The sequence below is a fragment of the Bacillus sp. JFL15 genome (assembly GCF_001184225.1).
GTDB lineage: Bacteria > Bacillota > Bacilli > Bacillales > Bacillaceae > Bacillus > Bacillus siamensis.
The window spans coordinates 1,452,374-1,470,815 of the sequence record NZ_KQ236689.1 but is presented as its reverse complement, the minus strand read 5'-3'; the positions used below and the strand labels follow the sequence as shown (position 1 = coordinate 1,470,815).

Here is an 18,442-nt window from a genome sequence, read left to right as displayed (position 1 = left end):
AAGCGTCCGGCGCCCCGTTATACTTGGGATCATAATGAAAAAGAAGGGACGTGACATCCATGATCAATCACGCCGCAACTCAAAAACAAGCGTCTTTAAAAAAGCAGGTTGCCGCATTTTCCGGTGCCGATACAAAGCATAGTGTCATTCAGCTTCTCAACACGTTTGTACCGTTCTTTGCCCTTTGGTTTCTTGCTTACTTCAGCCTCGATGTCTCCTATTTTCTGACCCTCGCCTTTACTGTAATAGCAGCGGGATTTTTGACAAGAATCTTTATTATTTTCCACGACTGCTGCCATCAATCCTTTTTCAAACAAAAGAAGCTGAACCGGCTGTTCGGGTTTATTTCAGGTGTGCTGACACTGTTTCCGTTCTCTCAATGGCAGCGCAGCCACTCCATTCATCATGCGACAAGCAGCAACTTAGATAAACGGGGAACAGGCGATATTTGGATGATGACCGTCAAGGAATACAACGAAGCGTCAGCCTGGACAAAAGTACGCTACAGACTTTATCGCAATCCGTTTATTATGTTTATTCTCGGCCCGATTTACGTATTTCTGATTAAAAACCGTTTCAATGTAAAAGGCGCCCGCCACAAGGAACGCTGGAACACCTATTTCACGAACGCGGCGATTGTCTTATTGGCTGCTGCGACGTGCCTGCTTGTCGGCTGGGAAAACTTTTTGCTTGTTCAGGGTCCGATTTTCCTTATTTCGGGGTCAATCGGCGTCTGGCTCTTTTATGTCCAGCATACGTTCGAGGATTCTTATTTTGAAGCCGATGAGCATTGGGACTATGTGCAGGCCGCGGTAGAAGGAAGCTCCTTTTACAAGCTTCCGAAGCTTTTGCAATGGCTGACGGGCAATATCGGCTACCATCATGTCCACCACTTAAGCCCGAAAGTGCCGAATTACAAGCTGGAAGCGGCTCACGAGGGGCATGAACCTTTAAAAAACGTACCGACCATTACGCTTAAAACAAGTCTTGAATCCATGAAATTCCGTCTGTGGGATGAGGATGAAAAGCAATTTGTCACCTTTCGGGAGGCGCGGAAAACACCGCCGCCCCAGCAGGTGCCGAAAGAACCTTTAAAGAAAAATGCCTGATATGGCGCGCGGCTCTTTCTGTTATCAGAAAGGGCCTGCTCTTTATGTGTGAGGATGCAATAAAGGCGGCGTTTTGGTAAAGTGATGGTAGACACAAGCGGCAGAAGGTGGAATAAGGATGAAGAAATATTTTAAATTTCAAAAACTGAATGGGATTTCTCCTTATATATGGACGATTTTTTTCATTCTGCCCTTTTATTTTATTTTCAAGAGCTCTTCCACCTTTGTAATGGTGGCCGGCGTCATTTTCACACTTGTTTTCTTTGGCGCATATCGCTTTGCATTTGTTGCAAAAGGCTGGCCGCTTTACTTATGGGCGCTTCTTCTGATCGGCATATCGACCGGATCAGTCATGCTGTTCAGTTATATTTATTTCGCTTTCTTTATCGCCTACTTCATCGGCCATATCCGGGACAAAGTTCCATTTTACATCTTATATTACATTCATATCATCAGTGCGGCGATTGCCGTCAACTTCAGCCTTGTTCTGAAAAAAGACTGGTTTTTGACGCAAATCCCGTTTATCGTCATTACTCTGATCAGTGCCATCCTGCTCCCGCTCAGCATTCGAAGCAGAAAGGCACGAGAGCGCCTCGAGGAGAAATTAGAATATGCAAATGAACGAATCGCGGATCTTGTGAAGCTGGAAGAAAGGCAGCGCATCGCCCGGGACCTTCACGATACACTTGGACAAAAGCTCTCCTTAATCGGACTGAAAAGCGACCTTGCCCGGAAGTTGATTTACAAGGACCCTGAACAGGCCCGCACCGAGCTGAAAAGCGTTCAACAGACGGCCCGCACCTCCTTAAATGAGGTCAGACAAATTGTCTCGTCGATGAAAGGCATCCGATTGAAGGATGAGCTCGGCAATGTTCGGCAAATTCTTGAAGCGGCAGGAATTGAATTTGTGTATGAAGAAAAAGAAGCGCCAAAACATATCTCTCTGCTGAACGAAAACATCGTCAGCATGTGCATTAAAGAAGCCGTCACCAATGTCGTGAAACACAGCGGCGCCAAAGTATGCCGCATCACCATTCAGCAGCTTTGGAAAGAGGTTGTCATTACGGTAGAAGACGACGGCAGCTTTCAATGCAGAGAAGACCGCTTTTTTTCACAGGGAAACGGCCTGCTTGGAATGAGAGAACGGCTTGAATTCGCGAATGGCAGTTTAGCCATCGATACAGCTGCCGGAACAAAGCTGACCATGAGAATCCCAAATGATTCAAAATCAAAAGAAAAGGATGGTAGCAGATGATCAACATCTTCATTGCCGAGGATCAGCAAATGCTGCTTGGCGCACTCGGTTCGCTGTTGAATTTAGAAGAGGATATGACGGTTGTCGGCCAAGGCACAAGCGGCCAGGATGCCATTGATTTCGTCGAAAAACATGCTCCTGACATCTGTCTGATGGATATTGAAATGCCCGGGGTATCAGGACTTGAGGCGGCGGAAAAGCTCAAGGACAGGGATGTGAAAATCATCATTTTGACGACCTTTGCCCGCTCCGGCTATTTTCAGCGGGCGCTAAAAGCGGGCGTCAGCGGTTACATGCTCAAGGACAGCCCGAGTGAGGAGCTCGTCAGCGCCATCCGCAGCGTTATGAAAGGAAGACGCGTCTACGCCCCTGAATTAATGGAGGACATCTATGGTGAAGAAAACCCGCTGACTGAACGGGAAAAAGCGGTGCTCGAACTCGTCGCAGACGGAAAAAACACGAAAGAAATCGCAAACGCCCTCAGCATCAAAAGCGGAACAGTCCGCAATTACGTTTCGATGATTCTGGATAAATTAGAAGTGAAAAATCGAATTGAGGCCATTACCCGATCAAAGGAAAAGGGCTGGTTTAAGTAACCAGCCCTCCTTGTTCAGCCAGTGTTTTTGCACTGGCTTATTTCTTTTTCGCCGTCACTCTGTCTCTTCCTTCCACTTCTTATCAATCAGCATTTTCCCCGGCCATGTGTATGCCATGATGCCGCCGTCTGCCGTGATGTCTTCTCCTGTGACGTATGAGCTGTCATCTGAAGCGAGGAAGAGCGCGACAGCCGCCATTTCTTCCGGTTTTCCGAGCCGGCCGAGCGGTGTGATCCATTTGTTGGCTTCACGGAATGCCTCGCCCATTTTGTCTTCTTTCGTGCCTGCCAGTTTATCAATGAGCGGTGTTTCAATCGTGCCCGGTGATAAGGAATTGACGCGGATTCCGCTTCTGGCGTAATCAATGGCCATTGCTTTAGTCAGGTTCGTGATTCCGCCTTTTGCGGCGTTATAGCCGGAGCGGTCAAGGTCTGCAGCCCGGCCTGACATGGAGGAGGTGTTAATGATAGAGCCTCCCTTTTCGAGCATAAGCGGAATGAGATATTTGCTGCACAGAAATGTGCCGCGCAGATCGACGGCGATGATCCGGTCAAAAAGCTCGACCGGGTATTCATGGACTTTGCCGCCCTCTTGGTCAACACCGGCATTGTTAAAAAGAATATCAATTGTTCCGTACTTTTGCTGAATGCCGTCTGCAAAAGACTTTACGTTTTCTTCGTCTGATACATCAAGATGAAAGGCCTCTGCTTCTCCGCCGTTTTTTCTGATGGCGCTGACGGTTTCATTCAGTTCGCTTTCATTGATGTCACCGCAGATCACGCGGGCGCCTTCATCGGCGAAAATCCGTGCCGTCGCTTGTCCGATGCCTGTCGCGGCCCCTGTGATGATTGCGGTTTTGTCTGTTAATCTTCCCATATTGCGATTCCTCCTTTTTCTATATCTGTTCCCGCTGATAAGGGGGATAAACATATAGAACTTCATTTCTAAATACCTATTAAATATGTTAATATTATGTATATACATCATTGGGAGGCTTACATATTTTGAAGATACAGCATAAGAAGGAGATAGCGCTTTATTGTTATACCGTTGTCCCTATATGGTTTGCTATTTCCTTCGTTATTTCGATTTTATTTCATGACATCACATTTCCTCTCACTGTAAGAAATGTTCTGCACGAGTCTTTGCGAAACATGGGATCTCTTCTCTTATTTAGTTTGTTTTTCTACCCGTCATACATATGGATGAAGAAGGAATTCGGCCGCTGGAAAGAAGAAGAAAGGAGAGGATGATCAGCATTCTCTCTTTTTTATTGATAAAATGGGTGAAATGAATCCATTAACATGTTAAATTTACAATATATGCATCTGTTGATCCAGTTGACAATTGTCACCGCATATGATAAATAGATGCTGAAAAGATTTTACATACCATCAAAGCATAATTAAAGGAGAGATCTGAAGTGCGGAAAAAAAAGTTTAAAGCAGAATCCAAGCGTTTGCTGGATATGATGATTAACTCCATTTATACGCAGAAGGAAATTTTCCTCAGAGAATTAATTTCCAATGCGAGCGATGCGATTGACAAAATCTATTACAAGGCGCTAACCGATGATTCTTTAACGTTTGATCAAGACAATTACTACATAAAAGTGACGGCGGACAAAGATGCAAGAACGCTCACTGTCACAGATACCGGTATCGGAATGACAAAAGACGAGCTTGAACAGCATCTCGGAACGATTGCGAAAAGCGGTTCACTCGCTTTCAAGCAAGAAAATGACACGAAAGACGGCCATGACATTATCGGCCAGTTCGGCGTCGGGTTTTATGCGGCGTTTATGGTGGCTGATAAAGTCACGGTGAAAAGTAAAGCACTCGGCAGTGACGAGGCGTATGTATGGGAGTCGGAAGGGGCTGCCGGCTACACGATCGAGCCGTGTGACAAGGAAACCGTCGGTACGGAAATCACCCTGAAAATAAAAGAAAACACAGAAGATGAAAGCTATGATGAGTTTTTAGAAAACTACCGCATCAAAGCGATCGTGAAAAAGTACTCAGACTTTATCCGCTACCCGATCAAAATGGAAGAGACGGTCAACAAGCCGAAAGAGGGCAGCGAGAACGAGTTTGAAGAGGTTCAGGAAGAACAGACGGTCAACAGCATGGTGCCGATCTGGAGAAAAAACAAAAGCGAGCTGACGGATGAGGATTACGAGGCTTTTTACGCTGAAAAGCATTATGGCTTCGATAAACCGCTGACCCACGTGCACATCAGCGTCGATGGAGCGGTGCGCTACAATTCGATTTTGTTTATTCCGGAAAACATGCCGTTTGACTATTATACGAAGGAATTCGAAAAAGGATTGGAGCTGTATTCCAACGGCGTGCTGATCATGAACAAATGCGCCGACCTGCTTCCGGATCATTTCAGCTTTGTAAAAGGCATGGTGGATTCTGAAGATCTGTCGCTGAACATTTCCAGAGAAATGCTGCAGCATGACCGCCAGCTGAAGCTGATTGCGAAAAACATCAATAAAAAAATCAAAGCCGAGCTGAAGAGCCTGCTGAAGAACAAAAGGGAAAAATACGAATCTTTCTATGAATCTTTCGGCAGACAGCTGAAATTCGGCGTCTACAATGATTTCGGCGCGAATAAAGACGTATTAAAAGACCTGCTTCTTTTCTATTCATCTAAGGAGAAAAAGCTCGTCACACTGGATGAATATGTGTCCAGAATGCCTGAGGATCAAAAATATATCTATTACGCGTCCGGCGATTCATATGAGCGGATTGAAAAGCTGCCGCAAACTGAAATGGTGGCGGACAAAGGCTACGAGATTCTATATTTCACGGAAGATATTGATGAATTCGCGATCAAAATGCTGACAAGCTATGAGGAAAAAGAGTTCAAATCCGTATCTAGCGCCGACTTAGGCATCGACAGTGACGAAGATGAAAAGCAGACTGAAGCCGAAGAAAACGAATATAAAGACCTGTTTGAAAGCATGAAAGACATTCTTGCGGATAAAGTCAAGAATGTCAGAGCATCAAAACGCTTGAAATCTCATCCGGTCTGCTTTGCGACAGACGGCGAAGTGACGATCGAAATGGAGAAAGTGTTAAACGCCATGCCTGACAGCCAGCAGGTCAAAGCGGAAAAAGTGCTGGAAATCAACCCGAATCACGAAGTGTTTGAGACGTTAAAGAACGCGCACGGACAAGATCGGGAAAAGCTTGCTTTATACACAAATCTTCTCTACAATCAGGCGCTGCTGATTGAAGGGCTGCCGATCCATGATCCGGTTGAATTTACGAATGATATTTGCAAAGTCATGGTATGACGCCAAAAAAGGAATCGCCCATCGGGGGCGATTCCTTTTTTTATTACAGCGTGCGCTGTTTAAGAATTTGATTTTGTTTGCTGCGCTTCTTTAAGGAGAACCGTTTTTTCAAGTGCGTTTCGATTTCTTCTAAACTTCTGCCCTTCGTTTCAGGAACGATGTAAGCGGCGAAGAAGAAGGATGTGAGGCAGATGACTGAGAAAATTCCGAATACCCAGCCGATGCCCATGGCGCTCAGCATAAGCGGGAATACCAGTGAAACGACCAGGTTTGTTGCCGACAGAACCAATGTCGTAAATCCGGTTGCGGCTCCGCGTGCGTTTGATGGGAACAGCTCCGGCATCAGGACCCATACGACGGGACCCCATGTCGCCTGGTAAAAGACGATATAGATTCCGAGAAACAGCACGGTCAGCCAAGCCGTTGAAGCTGACAGGCCGGCCAGAAGGAGAATGGCTGATAATGACGCCAGACTCAAGGTGATGCCGATGCTTCCCCACATCAGCAGTTTTTTCCGGCCGATCCGGTCAATTAAGATCATGGCGGTGATACACATGATGACGTTTAAGACACCGATTCCCATTGTGCCGAGAACGGACGCCGAGGTGCCGAGTCCGGCCTTTGTAAAGATGGTCGGCGCATAGTAAATCACCGTGTTGATACCGACCGCCTGCTGGAAGATGGCGAGGCCGATCCCGATCAGCAGCATAGGGCGGATCCATTTTGCTTTCAGCAAGCCGAGCGTAGATTCTTTTTTCTCAGCTTCACCTTGTTTCATTTCCGCCAATTCAACGGCGATATCCTCTTTGTCGTGCGTCATTTCCATGACTTGTCTGGCTTCCTGTTCACGGCCGCGTTTGACGAGCCATCTCGGTGATTCCGGCATAAACGCGATTCCGATTAATAACAGCGCCGCCGGTACTGCGGCGAGACCGACCATCCAGCGCCAAGCTTCAAATGGGGTGAATATGTAATTCACAATATATGCAAGTAAAATTCCGGTTACAATCATTAAGTTATTCAATGTGCCAAGCGTTCCGCGTATTTTTGTCGGAGCCATCTCAGAAAGATAAACGGGAACAAGCGCCGTTGAACCGCCGACGGCTAATCCGAGAATGACACGTGAGATGATCAGCATGGTGACGGTTTGCGAAGCTGCGCAGGCAAGCGCGCCAAGAATAAAAATGAGTGAAAGGACGAAGACGACTTTTCTCCGGCCCCATCGGTCAGAGCATGTCCCGCTTAAGGCGGACCCGAAAATCGCACCGAGCAGCAGCATGCTGACGACCAATCCCTCAGTCAGCGTGTTTAAAGGAATATCATTGTTGATAAAAAGCAAAGCCCCTGAAATCACGCCGGTGTCATAACCGTAAAGCAGCCCGCCTAATGCTCCGAAAAAGTAAATCAGATATTTTTTGGTGTTTTTCTTCACAGATGATCCTCCTCATCTTTTTGGAACGCATAATAGTTTATTTAGATAACTATTTCATTCCCCTGTGAAAAAAATATAAACCTTTAAAAAAAACACGCCCTTTTAAAAGGCGTGTTTCTTCTTTTCTTAGGAAAACAGCTTGTCGATAAACGCGATTTCTTCCGCAGAAAGCGTAATGGAGGCTGCTTTCATATTGTCTTTTAATTGATCCGCGCGTTTGGCGCCCGGAATCAGAATGTCGATTTCAGGTCTGGCCAAATACCAGGCAAGCACGATATGCGCCGTGTCGGCATTGTGCTTCTCGGCAATCGGTTTGAGCTGGTTGACTTTTTTGATGTTTTCTTTAAACTGCTCCCCTTGGAAATGCGCCTGATCATTGCGCAGATCGCCTTTAGGGAAGGTGGTGTTCTCGTCGTATTTGCCGGCTAATAGTCCGGATACGAGCGGGAAGTACGGGATGAATGAGATGCTGTGTTCTGTCGTATAAGGGAAGAAAGTCTTTTCCGCCTCACGGTTCAGCAGGTTGTATTCCCCTTGAATCACATCGACTAAGCCGTCTTTGTTGGCTTCTTTCAGCTGCTCCAGAGAGAAATTGGAGACGCCGATGGAACGGATTTTTCCTTCTTTTTTCATCTCATTCAATGCTTGGACGGCTTCGTCCTTCGGTGTGTGCTCATCCGGGAAATGGATGTAGAATAAATCAATGTAATCAGTCTGCAGACGTTTCAGGCTGTCTTCAACTGATTGTTTCAAAAAGGCCGGTGAATTGTCGAAAACAAAGTCATCGCCTTCTTTTCTGTGCGCGGCTTTTGTGGCGATGAAGACATCCTCGCGGTTAAACTCTTTCAGCACCTCGCCGATTAATTCTTCAGAACGGCCCACCCCGTAAATATAGGCGGTATCTAACATGGTAACGCCGCTTTTAATCGCTTCCCGGACCAATTCTTTTCCCGTCTCTTCATTCAGATTCGGATAGAGATTGTGTCCGCCGACCGCATTTGTTCCCAAACCGATCGGAAATACTTGTAGGTCAGTTTTGCCGATTGTTACTTTGCTCATGTTTTCGCCCCCTGAAAAGTAAATTAGGATATCACAGCGCCTGCCGGAAAAATACGGCAGCGCATTCTCTATTAATTGTAACGCTATGCCAAGTGAATGTCGATTTGGTGCTCTTGACAATACTTTGTATATTCCTCATCAAGCTGCTGAGAAGTGACGATGCTGTGAAGCCGGTCGAAAGGCGCGTATGTCAGAAGCGTGGATTTGCCGAATTTGGAATGGTCCGCGAGCAGATACACTTCGTTCGCCTTTTCGGAAATTTTCTTTTTCACCTCGTATTCCAGCAAGTCGGAATTCGTCAGGCCGTGGGTGATCGTTGTCCCGGTTGCGGACATGAACGCCTTGTTAATATTGTATTTATTGAGGGTGCTCGGATCATCAATGCCGACAAATGACCTTGTCTTCCGCTTGTAGTTGCTGCCGATGATGATCAGGTCGACATTTTTCATGGATGAAGCGGCGTTAATAATATCAAGACTGTTCGTCAGCACCGTCACATTCTTATCCGGATCAAGCGTCTCCAGCATCGATTTGGTCGTCGTGCCGGAATCAATAAACACAAGATCGTGATCCTCGATAAACCGTGACGCATAACGGGCGATTTTGATTTTTTCATCCTGATGTTGAATGGTGCGGTTCTCAAAAGGGACGAGCATGGATTTTTCTGCTGACGTCACGCCGCCGTACACCTTTTTGATCACCCCTTTTTCCGCAAGCTTATTAATATCGCGTCTGACCGTGTTTTTAGAGACGTTGAAAACCTCGCACAGCTCATCCAACGAAGTGGCTCCGTGTTTGAGAATGTATTCTTCCATCTCCTGAATCCGCATCAGTTTCATAAAAAAACTCCTTCTAGAATTCTTAAAGTAATTAAAATATATAATAAACACCAAGAGTTAATCAATAGTTACTTAACAAATGATAAAAAAGATGGATCTCCCGTACGATTCGACACCATTCTTCAAGTTCCTGTTTTCCCGATCCAAAAAGGTATGATGAAAATAATGAAAAAATTTTGATTTTTTAGATTGACTTGGAGTGGTGTGGGGATTACAATGTAACCAAGAAATGACCAAAATGTAACCCATAAAATTAAAAATGATAGATGTAACCGTTTGCTTGGGTCGGTACATGACCAACTTTTACATGGAAAGAATGGGAGACACCATCATTTTAGCATTTGTAAGCGTTTAATTCATGTCTTTTGTATGTAAAAGATGAATATATCCATCCGTTATTACCCAGCTGAACAGGATGTTTACTATTTAAGGAGGCAATGAGCATGGCAGAGATCAGAAAACTGAAAAACTACATCAATGGTGAATGGGTTGAAAGTAAGACAGATCAATATGAAGACGTTGTCAATCCGGCTACAAAAGAAGTGATGTGCCAGGTTCCGATTTCTACGCGGGAGGATGTGGAATACGCCGTCCGCTCAGCGTCAGAAGCGTTTAAAACATGGTCAAAGACGGCAGTGCCGCGCCGTGCGAGAATTCTATTTAACTATCAGCAGCTTCTCCAGCAAAACAAAGAAGAGCTTGCCCGCCTGATTACTTTGGAAAACGGTAAAAACACGACAGAAGCACTCGGTGAAGTGGGACGCGGAATTGAAAACGTCGAATTCGCAGCAGGCGCGCCGTCACTCATGATGGGCGATTCACTTGCCTCTATCGCCACAGATGTAGAAGCGGCGAACTACCGCTATCCGATCGGGGTGGTCGGCGGCATCGCACCGTTCAATTTCCCGATGATGGTCCCGTGCTGGATGTTCCCGATGGCCATTTCGTTAGGAAACACGTTCATTCTGAAGCCGTCTGAGCGCACGCCGCTGTTAACGGAAAAACTGGCAGAGCTGTTTGAACAGGCCGGTCTGCCTAAGGGCGTCTTCAATGTCGTGCACGGCGCGCATGACGTCGTAAACGGCATTCTTGAACATCCGGAGATTAAAGCCATCTCATTCGTCGGTTCAAAACCTGTCGGCGAGTATGTTTTCAAAAAAGGCAGCGAACATTTAAAACGCGTGCAGGCGTTAACGGGGGCGAAAAACCACACGATCGTGTTAAATGACGCCCACCTTGAAGATACGGTCACAAACATTATCGGCGCGGCATTCGGTTCGGCAGGAGAGCGCTGTATGGCATGCGCGGTTGTGACCGTTGAAGAGGGAATCGCCGATGAGTTTATGGCGAAATTACAGGAAAAGGCCGCGGACATCAAGCTCGGAAACGGACTGGATGACGGCGTGTTCTTAGGCCCGGTTATCCGCGAGGACAACAAGAAGCGTACGCACAGCTATATTGAAAAAGGCATCGAAGAGGGAGCGAGACTGCTTTGTGACGGCCGTGAACATGTAACGGAAGACGGCTATTTCGTTGGACCGACGATTTTTGACAACGTGACGACAGATATGACGATCTGGAAAGATGAAATCTTTGCGCCCGTTCTGTCGGTCATGCGTGTGAAAAACTTAAAAGAAGCGGTTGACATCGCCAACCAGTCTGAATTTGCGAACGGTGCCTGCCTGTTCACTTCAAATGCGAACGCGATCCGCTACTTCCGTGAGAATATTGACGCGGGAATGCTCGGGATCAACCTTGGCGTCCCGGCGCCGATGGCATTCTTCCCATTCTCGGGCTGGAAGTCTTCTTTCTTCGGCACACTGCACGCAAACGGAAAAGACAGCGTCGACTTTTATACACGTAAAAAAGTCGTGACGGCACGATACCCGTCTCCTGACTTCAATTGATCTGACAGCCGGCCCGGACGGCTTTGTGATTCCGTCCGGGTTTTCTTTTACCATCAATTAAGGAGGAATACACATGAGTCATTTGCTGCGCACACCGCAGGCCGATGAGATTTCTCAAGGCGTGAACATCATACATGACGTCACTTCAGCCAATTCAGGCCTCAAATACGTCGGATTTAAAGTCGTTGATCTCGCTCCCGGCTCAACATATACAGAAGATTTGAAAAAGACGGAGTGCTGCATCGTGGCGCTCACGGGAAAAATCACCGTCACAGATCATGATCAGACATTTGAAAGCATCGGCACCCGTGAAAGCGTATTTGAAAGAAAGCCGACGGACAGTGTTTATGTGTCCAATGACCGCTCCTTTGACATCACAGCCGTCAGCGGGGCGAGGGTCGCGCTGTGCTACTCTGCGTCCGAACACCAGCTTCCGACAAAGCTGATTAAAGCGGAAGACAACAGTGTGGAACATCGCGGCAAGCTGGCAAACAAACGAACCGTTCATAACATTCTCCCCGATTCAGATCCATCGGCAAACAGCCTTCTCGTTGTTGAAGTTTACACGGACAGCGGCAACTGGTCGAGCTATCCGCCGCATAAACATGACCAAGACAATCTGCCGGCTGAATCCTTTTTAGAAGAAACCTATTACCATGAAACGGACCCGCCGCAGGGGTTTGTCTTCCAGCGTGTGTACACGGACGACCGCTCGATTGACGAGACGATGACCGCAGAAAATGAAAACGTTGTCATCGTGCCGGCGGGCTATCACCCGGTTGGTGTTCCGGACGGGTATACCTCTTACTACCTGAATGTAATGGCGGGACCGACACGAAAATGGAAGTTTCATAATGATCCGGCCCATGAATGGATTCTGGAACGCTGACAAGTGAGGAGTGGCAGATAACGATGAAGTATACGTTTAATGAAGAAAAAGAGTTTGATATTGTCGCAATCGGACGCGCGTGTATTGATTTGAACGCGGCGGAATACAATCGGCCGATGGAAGAAACGATGACGTTTTCTAAATATGTCGGCGGTTCCCCGGCAAATATTGCGATCGGCAGCGCCAAGCTCGGATTAAAAGCCGGTTTTATCGGCAAAATCCCGGACGACCAGCACGGCAGATTCATCGTTTCCTATATGCAGGGAAAGGGCGTTGATACGTCACAAATGGCCGTTGACAAAGAAGGGCGCAAAGCCGGACTCGCTTTTACGGAAATTCTCAGTCCCGAAGAGTGCAGCATTCTGATGTACAGAGATAACGTCGCGGATCTGTATCTTGAGCCGTCGGAAGTCAATGAAGGCTACATCGCAAACGCGAAAATGCTGCTCGTATCAGGCACGGCGCTTGCGAAAAGCCCGTCGCGCGAAGCTGTCCTAAAAGCGGTGCATATCGCAAAAAAACATGACGTAAAAGTCGTTTTTGAGCTCGACTACCGTCCGTATACATGGCAATCGGCAGAAGAAACCGCCGTGTATTACACGCTGGCGGCGGAACAATCCGATATCGTCATCGGAACGCGTGACGAATTTGACGTAATGGAAAACCGCAGCGGCGGAAATAACGATGAAACCGTCCGCCGTTTGTTTGCGCATTCCGCCGATCTTGTCGTCATTAAGCACGGCGTTGACGGATCATACGCATACAGCAGATCGGGAGAAGTTTTCCGGGCGCGCGCCTATAAAACAAAGGTGCTCAAGACGTTTGGAGCGGGTGATTCCTATGCGTCTGCCTTCATCTACGGACTTGTCAGCGGCCGGGATATTGAAACGGCCTTAAAATACGGGAGCGCTTCAGCTTCCATCGTCGTCAGCAAACACAGCTCGTCAGAAGCCATGCCGGCTGCCGGTGAAATCCTCGAGCTGATTGAAGCGCAGCACAGCCTGAATGGTAAATAGAACGTATAAAAGGTGGGATCGTTTGTGGGCAAGACAATTCGCTTAACGACAGCACAAGCGCTGATTAAATTCTTGAACCGGCAGTACATTCATGTTGATGGGAATGAAGAGCCGTTCGTTGAGGGCATTTTCACGATTTTCGGCCATGGAAATGTGTTAGGGATCGGGCAGGCGCTTGAGCAGGACGCCGGGCACCTGAAAGTGTATCAAGGCAAAAATGAACAAGGCATGGCGCATGCCGCAATGGCATACAGCAAGCAGATGCTGAGAAGAAAAATTTACGCGGTATCGACATCGGTCGGTCCGGGTGCCGCAAATTTGACGGCTGCCGCGGGTACGGCGCTGGCCAATAACATTCCGGTGCTGCTGCTTCCGGCTGATACATTTGCGACGAGGCAGCCTGACCCGGTGCTTCAGCAGGTGGAGCAGGAATACAGTGCCGCCGTCACGACAAACGATGCATTAAAGCCTGTGTCCCGCTATTGGGACCGCATCACCCGCCCCGAGCAGCTGATGAGCAGCTTAATCCGGGCCTTTGAAGTGATGACGGATCCGGCAAAAGCGGGCCCGGCGACAATCTGCATTTCTCAGGATGTCGAGGGAGAAGCATTTGATTTTGATGAACGCTTCTTTGAAAAACGCGTTCATTACATGGACCGGATGCAGCCGAGCGAGCGTGAGCTGAGGGGCGCCGCGGAGAGAATCAAGGAGAGCAGCCGTCCCGTCATTTTAGTGGGCGGCGGCGCGAAGTATTCCGGGGCACGCGAGGAATTGATTGCGCTTTCTGAAACATACGGGATTCCGCTTGTCGAAACGCAGGCCGGCAAGTCAACGGTTGAAGCTGATTTCGCCAACAATCTGGGCGGCATGGGCATCACGGGCACTCTCGCCGCGAACAAAGCCGCCCGCCAGGCTGATCTTATCATCGGTGTCGGCACACGGTATACGGACTTTGCGACATCCTCGAAAACGGCGTTTGATTTTGACAAAGCAAAATTCCTGAATATCAATGTCAGCCGCATGCAGGCTTACAAGCTTGACGCGTTTCAGGTCGTAGCCGATGCGAAGGTGACGCTCGGCAGGCTGCACGGCTTATTAGACGGATATAAAAGTGCATTCGGCACGGCGATTAAAGACTGGAAAGATGAATGGCTCGCTGAACGGGACCGGCTCGGCAAAGTCGCTTTTACACGTGACGCATTCGAACCGGAAATTAAGAACCATTTCTCACAGGACGTGTTAAACGAGTATGCCGACGCACTCGAGACTGAGCTGCCGCAAACAACGGCGCTGTTGACCATCAACGACACGATTCCTGAAGACAGCGTCGTCATCAGTTCGGCGGGCTCTCTTCCGGGAGATCTGCAGCGGCTGTGGCATTCCAATGTCCCGAATACGTACCATCTGGAGTACGGCTATTCCTGTATGGGATATGAAGTATCAGGCACGCTCGGCCTCAAGCTGGCCCACCCAGACAAAGAAGTCTATTCACTCGTCGGTGACGGAAGCTTTCTGATGCTGCACTCAGAGCTGATTACCGCGCTTCAATATAACAAAAAAATCAATGTCCTGCTCTTTGATAACTCCGGCTTCGGCTGTATCAGCAACCTGCAGATGGATCACGGCGGCGGCAGTTATTTCTGCGAGTTCCGCACAGAGGACAATCAGATTTTAAACGTTGATTACGCGAAGGTGGCAGAGGGCTACGGTGCTAAAACATACAGAGCCAATACGGTTGAAGAGCTGAAGGCGGCGCTTGAAGATGCGAAAACGCAAGACGTATCCACTTTAATTGAAATGAAGGTTCTGCCGAAAACGATGACGGACGGCTATGACAGCTGGTGGCACGTCGGCGTGGCGGAAGTGTCTGAGCAGGAAAGCGTTCAGCGGGCATTCGAAGCGAAAGAGATGAAGCTGAAGTCTGCGAAGCAGTACTAGAGGGGAGGCATCACGGTGGGCAAACAAGATATTCTGTGGGGCATCGCCCCCATTGGATGGCGCAATGACGATATGCCGGAAATCGGAGCCGGGAATACGCTGCAGCATTTGTTGAGCGATATTGTCGTCGCCGGCTTTCAAGGAACGGAAGCGGGAGGGTTTTTCCCTGAACCTTCCGTCCTGAATAAGGAGCTGGCTCTCCGGAACTTGCGGATTGCGGGGAAGTGGTTCAGCAGTTTTATCATTCAAGACGGTATTGAAAAAACGGCTGAATCATTTACGGAACACTGCGATTATTTGCAGAGAGTCGGAGCGGATGTCGCCATCGTTTCTGAGCAGACGTACAGTGTCCAGGGCTTGGACATTGATGTTTTTAAGAAAAAACCGCACTTCTCAGATGAAGAATGGGTTACGCTGTGCAATGGCTTGAACCGTCTCGGGAAAATCGCGGAGGAATACGGGCTGAACCTCACTTTTCATCATCACCTCGGCACAGGCGTCCAGACGGCGGAAGAAGTTGACCGGCTGATGGAAGGAACGGACCCCCGGTATGTCCATTTACTTTATGATACCGGCCATGCCTATATCTCCGACGGAGACTGCATGACGATTCTCAACAAGCATATGGATCGGATCAGACACGTTCATTTCAAAGATGCGCGGATTGACATTATGGAGCGGTGCAGACAAGAAGGCAAGTCCTTCAGACAGTCGTTTTTACAGGGCATTTTCACGGTTCCCGGAGACGGATGCATCGACTTTACCGAAGTGTACCGGACGCTCATCCGTCATGATTATTCAGGCTGGATCGTCATTGAAGCCGAACAAGACCCGGCAATCGCCAATCCGCTTGAGTACGCGCTGATAGCGAGAAAGTATATCGACAGTGAACTGCTTGATCCTGCAAATTAGAGGGGGGCTTATATGAATCGAGCCAAGGCGGAATCAGCTTTCAGCAAAAGGACCATCTATGGCCGGTATTTTGCTCATATGTGTGACGGCCATCGGGCTTGTCTTCACACCGAATACGTCCGGCAATCCGCTTGAACAGATTCAGCAGGAACTGTACGGTGCTCCTCAGGACGGCAGCGACAAAAGAAAGACGAGAACCATTATTGATTATCAGAAGGAGTGGCGATCAATGAACTTACGTATAGGTGTTATCGGAACCGGTGCTATCGGAAAGGAGCACATCAACCGCATCACAAATAAGCTGTCCGGAGCGGAAATTACCGCTGTAACAGATGTGAATCAGGAGGCCGCGCAGCAGACCGTTCAGGATTTCGAATTAAACGCCTCCGTTTATCCTGATGACGACAGCCTCCTCGCTGCTGAAAATGTGGACGCCGTCTTAGTGACAAGCTGGGGCCCGGCTCACGAGTCCAGCGTTTTGAAAGCGATTCAGCACGGCAAGTACGTGTTTTGTGAAAAGCCGCTCGCCACAACGGCAGAAGGCTGTATGCGCATCGTCAAAGAAGAAATGAAGACGGGTAAACGTTTAGTCCAGGTAGGCTTCATGCGCAGATATGACAGCGGTTACGTTCAGCTGAAAGAAGCGATCGACAATCGTGCGGTCGGTGAGCCGCTGATGATTCACTGTGCGCACCGCAACCCGACAGTCGCATCGAATTATTCAACGGACATGGCCGTCGTTGATACGCTCGTTCATGAAATTGATGTCCTCCACTGGCTCGTCAATGACGATTATGAATCCGTACAAGTCATCTATCCGAAGAAATCAAAAAATGCGCTGCCGCATCTGAAAGATCCGCAGATGGTCATCATCGAAACAAAAGGCGGTATCGTCATCAATGCCGAAATCTATGTGAACTGCAAATACGGCTATGACATTCAATGTGAAATCGTCGGGGAAGACGGTGTTATCAAGCTCCCGGAGCCATCAAGCATCAGCTTGAGAAAAGAAGGAAAACTCAGCACCGATATCCTCATGGATTGGCAGCGCCGATTTGCGGCTGCGTATGATGCGGAAATTCAGGACTTCATTGAGTCGATCCGGAAAAAAGGCGAAGTCAGCGGTCCGACGGCATGGGACGGTTATATTGCCGCGGTGACAACTGACGCGTGCGTAAAAGCTCAGGAATCCGGACAGAAAGAGCCAGTGGCGCTGCAAGAAAAACCGGCATTCTATCAATCCTTTACGACTGTGAGCAAATAATAGATTTGGAGTGAAAACAATGAAACTGGCCTTAGATCCATCCATGTACCGTGATGATTTAACGTTAGAGGAAATGGTCTATAAAACGGCGGAGCTCGGATACGAGTATATCGAACTGTCCCCCCGCGAGGATTTCTGTCCTTTCTATAAATATCCGAAAGTCGATTCAGCAAAAATCAAACAATTGAAGCGTCTTTTAAAGGATACAGGCGTGAAGCTGTCCTCTCTTCTGCCGCTTTACCACTGGGCGGGACCTGATGAAGACCGCCGCCAGGCCGCCGTGCGCAACTGGAAACGGGCGATCGAAATTGCGGTTGAGCTTGAAGTGGATTTGATGAACAGTGAATTCAGCGGTTCAAAATATGATCCGTTGACAAGTGAAGAAAAATTCATCAAATCCATGGATGAACTGCTGCCCGTTTTTGAAAAAGAAGGCGTTAAACTCAATCTGCAGGCCCATCCATACGATTTTATCGAAACGCACAAAGGTGCGATGAATATGATCCGCGCGCTTGATAAGGATTGGATCAATCTTGTCTACTCGACGGCGCATACGTTCTTTTACGATGACGGCAAAGGCGATATTGCGACTATGTTTGATGAAGCCGGCGGCCGCCTCACACATGTTTTATTTGCAGATACCTTTAATCATAAAGCGGCTCACGGCCTGCGTTACATCGTCAATCCGCCTGACGCGAAAGTAACGGTTCATCAGCATTTGGACATCGGGCAAGGCGAGGTTGATTTTGATACGATTTTCAAAAAAATGAGAGAGATGAAGTTCGACGGAATTGCGACGAATGCCGTTTTCGCTTGGATCGGCGAAAGAGCGGATGAATCAAGCCGGTTCATGCTTAAGAAATTAAAAGAAGAATTAGGTATGGCATAAGCTTTAGTACGGAGTTCGGCGGGGCGGAAAGGC

Annotated in this window: 15 protein-coding genes and 1 pseudogene; 12 read left to right on the top strand and 4 right to left on the bottom strand. The window is 48.1% G+C overall.

Features of this window, described 5'->3' with window-relative positions:
- Positions 1–59 precede the first annotated feature (59 nt).
- The 3 genes from AD710_RS07370 (at position 60) to AD710_RS07360 (ending at position 2,960) form a co-directional block, all read left to right on the top strand.
- Positions 60–1,109: a Delta(5) desaturase DesA gene (locus AD710_RS07370; protein WP_049627690.1), complete on the top strand. Its 1,050-nt coding sequence runs from the start codon at positions 60–62 to the stop codon at positions 1,107–1,109.
- 118 nt (positions 1,110–1,227) lie between these two features.
- Positions 1,228–2,364 (top strand): sensor histidine kinase, encoded by a 1,137-nt coding sequence (locus tag AD710_RS07365; RefSeq protein ID WP_049627689.1) that lies wholly within the window; start codon positions 1,228–1,230, stop codon positions 2,362–2,364.
- Positions 2,361–2,960, top strand: a complete 600-nt coding sequence (locus AD710_RS07360) for a response regulator transcription factor (RefSeq protein ID WP_045925587.1) — start codon at positions 2,361–2,363, stop codon at positions 2,958–2,960. The genes AD710_RS07365 and AD710_RS07360 overlap by 4 nt, the downstream gene beginning before the upstream one ends.
- 54 nt (positions 2,961–3,014) lie before the next feature.
- On the opposite strand, the gene AD710_RS07355 is transcribed toward AD710_RS07360, so the two are convergent.
- Positions 3,015–3,836 (bottom strand): SDR family oxidoreductase, encoded by an 822-nt coding sequence (locus tag AD710_RS07355; RefSeq protein ID WP_049627688.1) that lies wholly within the window; start codon positions 3,834–3,836, stop codon positions 3,015–3,017.
- Between the two features lie 547 nt (positions 3,837–4,383).
- Between AD710_RS07355 and htpG the strand changes: the two genes are divergently transcribed.
- Positions 4,384–6,264, top strand: coding sequence for a molecular chaperone HtpG (htpG, locus tag AD710_RS07345; protein ID WP_016937414.1), 1,881 nt, complete (start codon positions 4,384–4,386; stop codon positions 6,262–6,264).
- Positions 6,265–6,307: 43 nt separating this feature from the next.
- On the opposite strand, the gene AD710_RS07340 is transcribed toward htpG, so the two are convergent.
- The 3 genes from AD710_RS07340 to AD710_RS07330 form a co-directional block, all read right to left on the bottom strand.
- On the bottom strand, positions 6,308–7,696 hold the full coding sequence (locus AD710_RS07340; protein WP_049627686.1) for a sugar porter family MFS transporter: 1,389 nt from the start codon (positions 7,694–7,696) through the stop codon (positions 6,308–6,310).
- 126 nt (positions 7,697–7,822) lie between these two features.
- Positions 7,823–8,755, bottom strand: a complete 933-nt coding sequence (locus tag AD710_RS07335) for an aldo/keto reductase (protein ID WP_049627685.1) — start codon at positions 8,753–8,755, stop codon at positions 7,823–7,825.
- An 83-nt stretch (positions 8,756–8,838) separates the two neighbouring features.
- Positions 8,839–9,594, bottom strand: coding sequence for a DeoR/GlpR family DNA-binding transcription regulator (locus AD710_RS07330; protein WP_016937417.1), 756 nt, complete (start codon positions 9,592–9,594; stop codon positions 8,839–8,841).
- A 443-nt stretch (positions 9,595–10,037) separates the two neighbouring features.
- Between AD710_RS07330 and iolA the strand changes: the two genes are divergently transcribed.
- The 8 genes and pseudogenes from iolA (at position 10,038) to AD710_RS07295 (ending at position 18,409) form a co-directional block, all read left to right on the top strand.
- Entirely contained in the window at positions 10,038–11,501 is a 1,464-nt protein-coding gene (iolA, locus tag AD710_RS07325) for a methylmalonate-semialdehyde dehydrogenase (protein WP_016937418.1), read from the top strand.
- A 73-nt stretch (positions 11,502–11,574) separates the two neighbouring features.
- Entirely contained in the window at positions 11,575–12,390 is an 816-nt protein-coding gene (gene iolB, locus AD710_RS07320; protein ID WP_049627684.1) for a 5-deoxy-glucuronate isomerase, read from the top strand.
- Between the two features lie 23 nt (positions 12,391–12,413).
- Complete coding sequence (iolC, locus tag AD710_RS07315; protein WP_049627683.1) at positions 12,414–13,406, top strand: 5-dehydro-2-deoxygluconokinase; 993 nt, start codon at positions 12,414–12,416, stop codon at positions 13,404–13,406.
- 24 nt (positions 13,407–13,430) lie between these two features.
- The gene (iolD, locus tag AD710_RS07310; protein WP_049627682.1) at positions 13,431–15,344 is read left to right on the top strand and encodes a 3D-(3,5/4)-trihydroxycyclohexane-1,2-dione acylhydrolase (decyclizing); all 1,914 of its coding nucleotides are present in this window, start codon (positions 13,431–13,433) and stop codon (positions 15,342–15,344) included.
- Between the two features lie 15 nt (positions 15,345–15,359).
- Positions 15,360–16,256 (top strand): myo-inosose-2 dehydratase, encoded by an 897-nt coding sequence (gene iolE, locus AD710_RS07305; RefSeq protein WP_049627681.1) that lies wholly within the window; start codon positions 15,360–15,362, stop codon positions 16,254–16,256.
- 55 nt (positions 16,257–16,311) lie between these two features.
- Positions 16,312–16,425, top strand: a pseudogene (locus AD710_RS20305) (hypothetical protein); the annotation flags it as partial.
- A gap of 60 nt (positions 16,426–16,485) precedes the next feature.
- Positions 16,486–17,520, top strand: coding sequence for a bifunctional inositol 2-dehydrogenase/D-chiro-inositol 1-dehydrogenase (locus AD710_RS07300; protein WP_049628781.1), 1,035 nt, complete (start codon positions 16,486–16,488; stop codon positions 17,518–17,520).
- Between the two features lie 19 nt (positions 17,521–17,539).
- A complete protein-coding gene (locus tag AD710_RS07295) occupies positions 17,540–18,409 on the top strand; it encodes a sugar phosphate isomerase/epimerase family protein (RefSeq protein WP_049627680.1) in 870 nt (289 codons plus the stop codon).
- Positions 18,410–18,442 lie beyond the last annotated feature (33 nt).

What these genes read in the sequence shown, in the direction of transcription:
- AD710_RS07370 (WP_049627690.1), top strand. Translation starts at nt 60, where the DNA reads ATGATCAATCACGCCGCAACTCAAAAACAAGCGTCTTTAAAAAAGCAG.
- AD710_RS07365 (WP_049627689.1), top strand. Translation starts at nt 1,228, where the DNA reads ATGAAGAAATATTTTAAATTTCAAAAACTGAATGGGATTTCTCCTTAT.
- AD710_RS07360 (WP_045925587.1), top strand. Translation starts at nt 2,361, where the DNA reads ATGATCAACATCTTCATTGCCGAGGATCAGCAAATGCTGCTTGGCGCA.
- AD710_RS07355 (WP_049627688.1), bottom strand. Translation starts at nt 3,836, where the DNA reads ATGGGAAGATTAACAGACAAAACCGCAATCATCACAGGGGCCGCGACA.
- AD710_RS07335 (WP_049627685.1), bottom strand. Translation starts at nt 8,755, where the DNA reads ATGAGCAAAGTAACAATCGGCAAAACTGACCTACAAGTATTTCCGATC.
- AD710_RS07330 (WP_016937417.1), bottom strand. Translation starts at nt 9,594, where the DNA reads ATGAAACTGATGCGGATTCAGGAGATGGAAGAATACATTCTCAAACAC.
- iolA (WP_016937418.1), top strand. Translation starts at nt 10,038, where the DNA reads ATGGCAGAGATCAGAAAACTGAAAAACTACATCAATGGTGAATGGGTT.
- iolB (WP_049627684.1), top strand. Translation starts at nt 11,575, where the DNA reads ATGAGTCATTTGCTGCGCACACCGCAGGCCGATGAGATTTCTCAAGGC.
- iolC (WP_049627683.1), top strand. Translation starts at nt 12,414, where the DNA reads ATGAAGTATACGTTTAATGAAGAAAAAGAGTTTGATATTGTCGCAATC.
- AD710_RS07300 (WP_049628781.1), top strand. Translation starts at nt 16,486, where the DNA reads ATGAACTTACGTATAGGTGTTATCGGAACCGGTGCTATCGGAAAGGAG.
- AD710_RS07295 (WP_049627680.1), top strand. Translation starts at nt 17,540, where the DNA reads ATGAAACTGGCCTTAGATCCATCCATGTACCGTGATGATTTAACGTTA.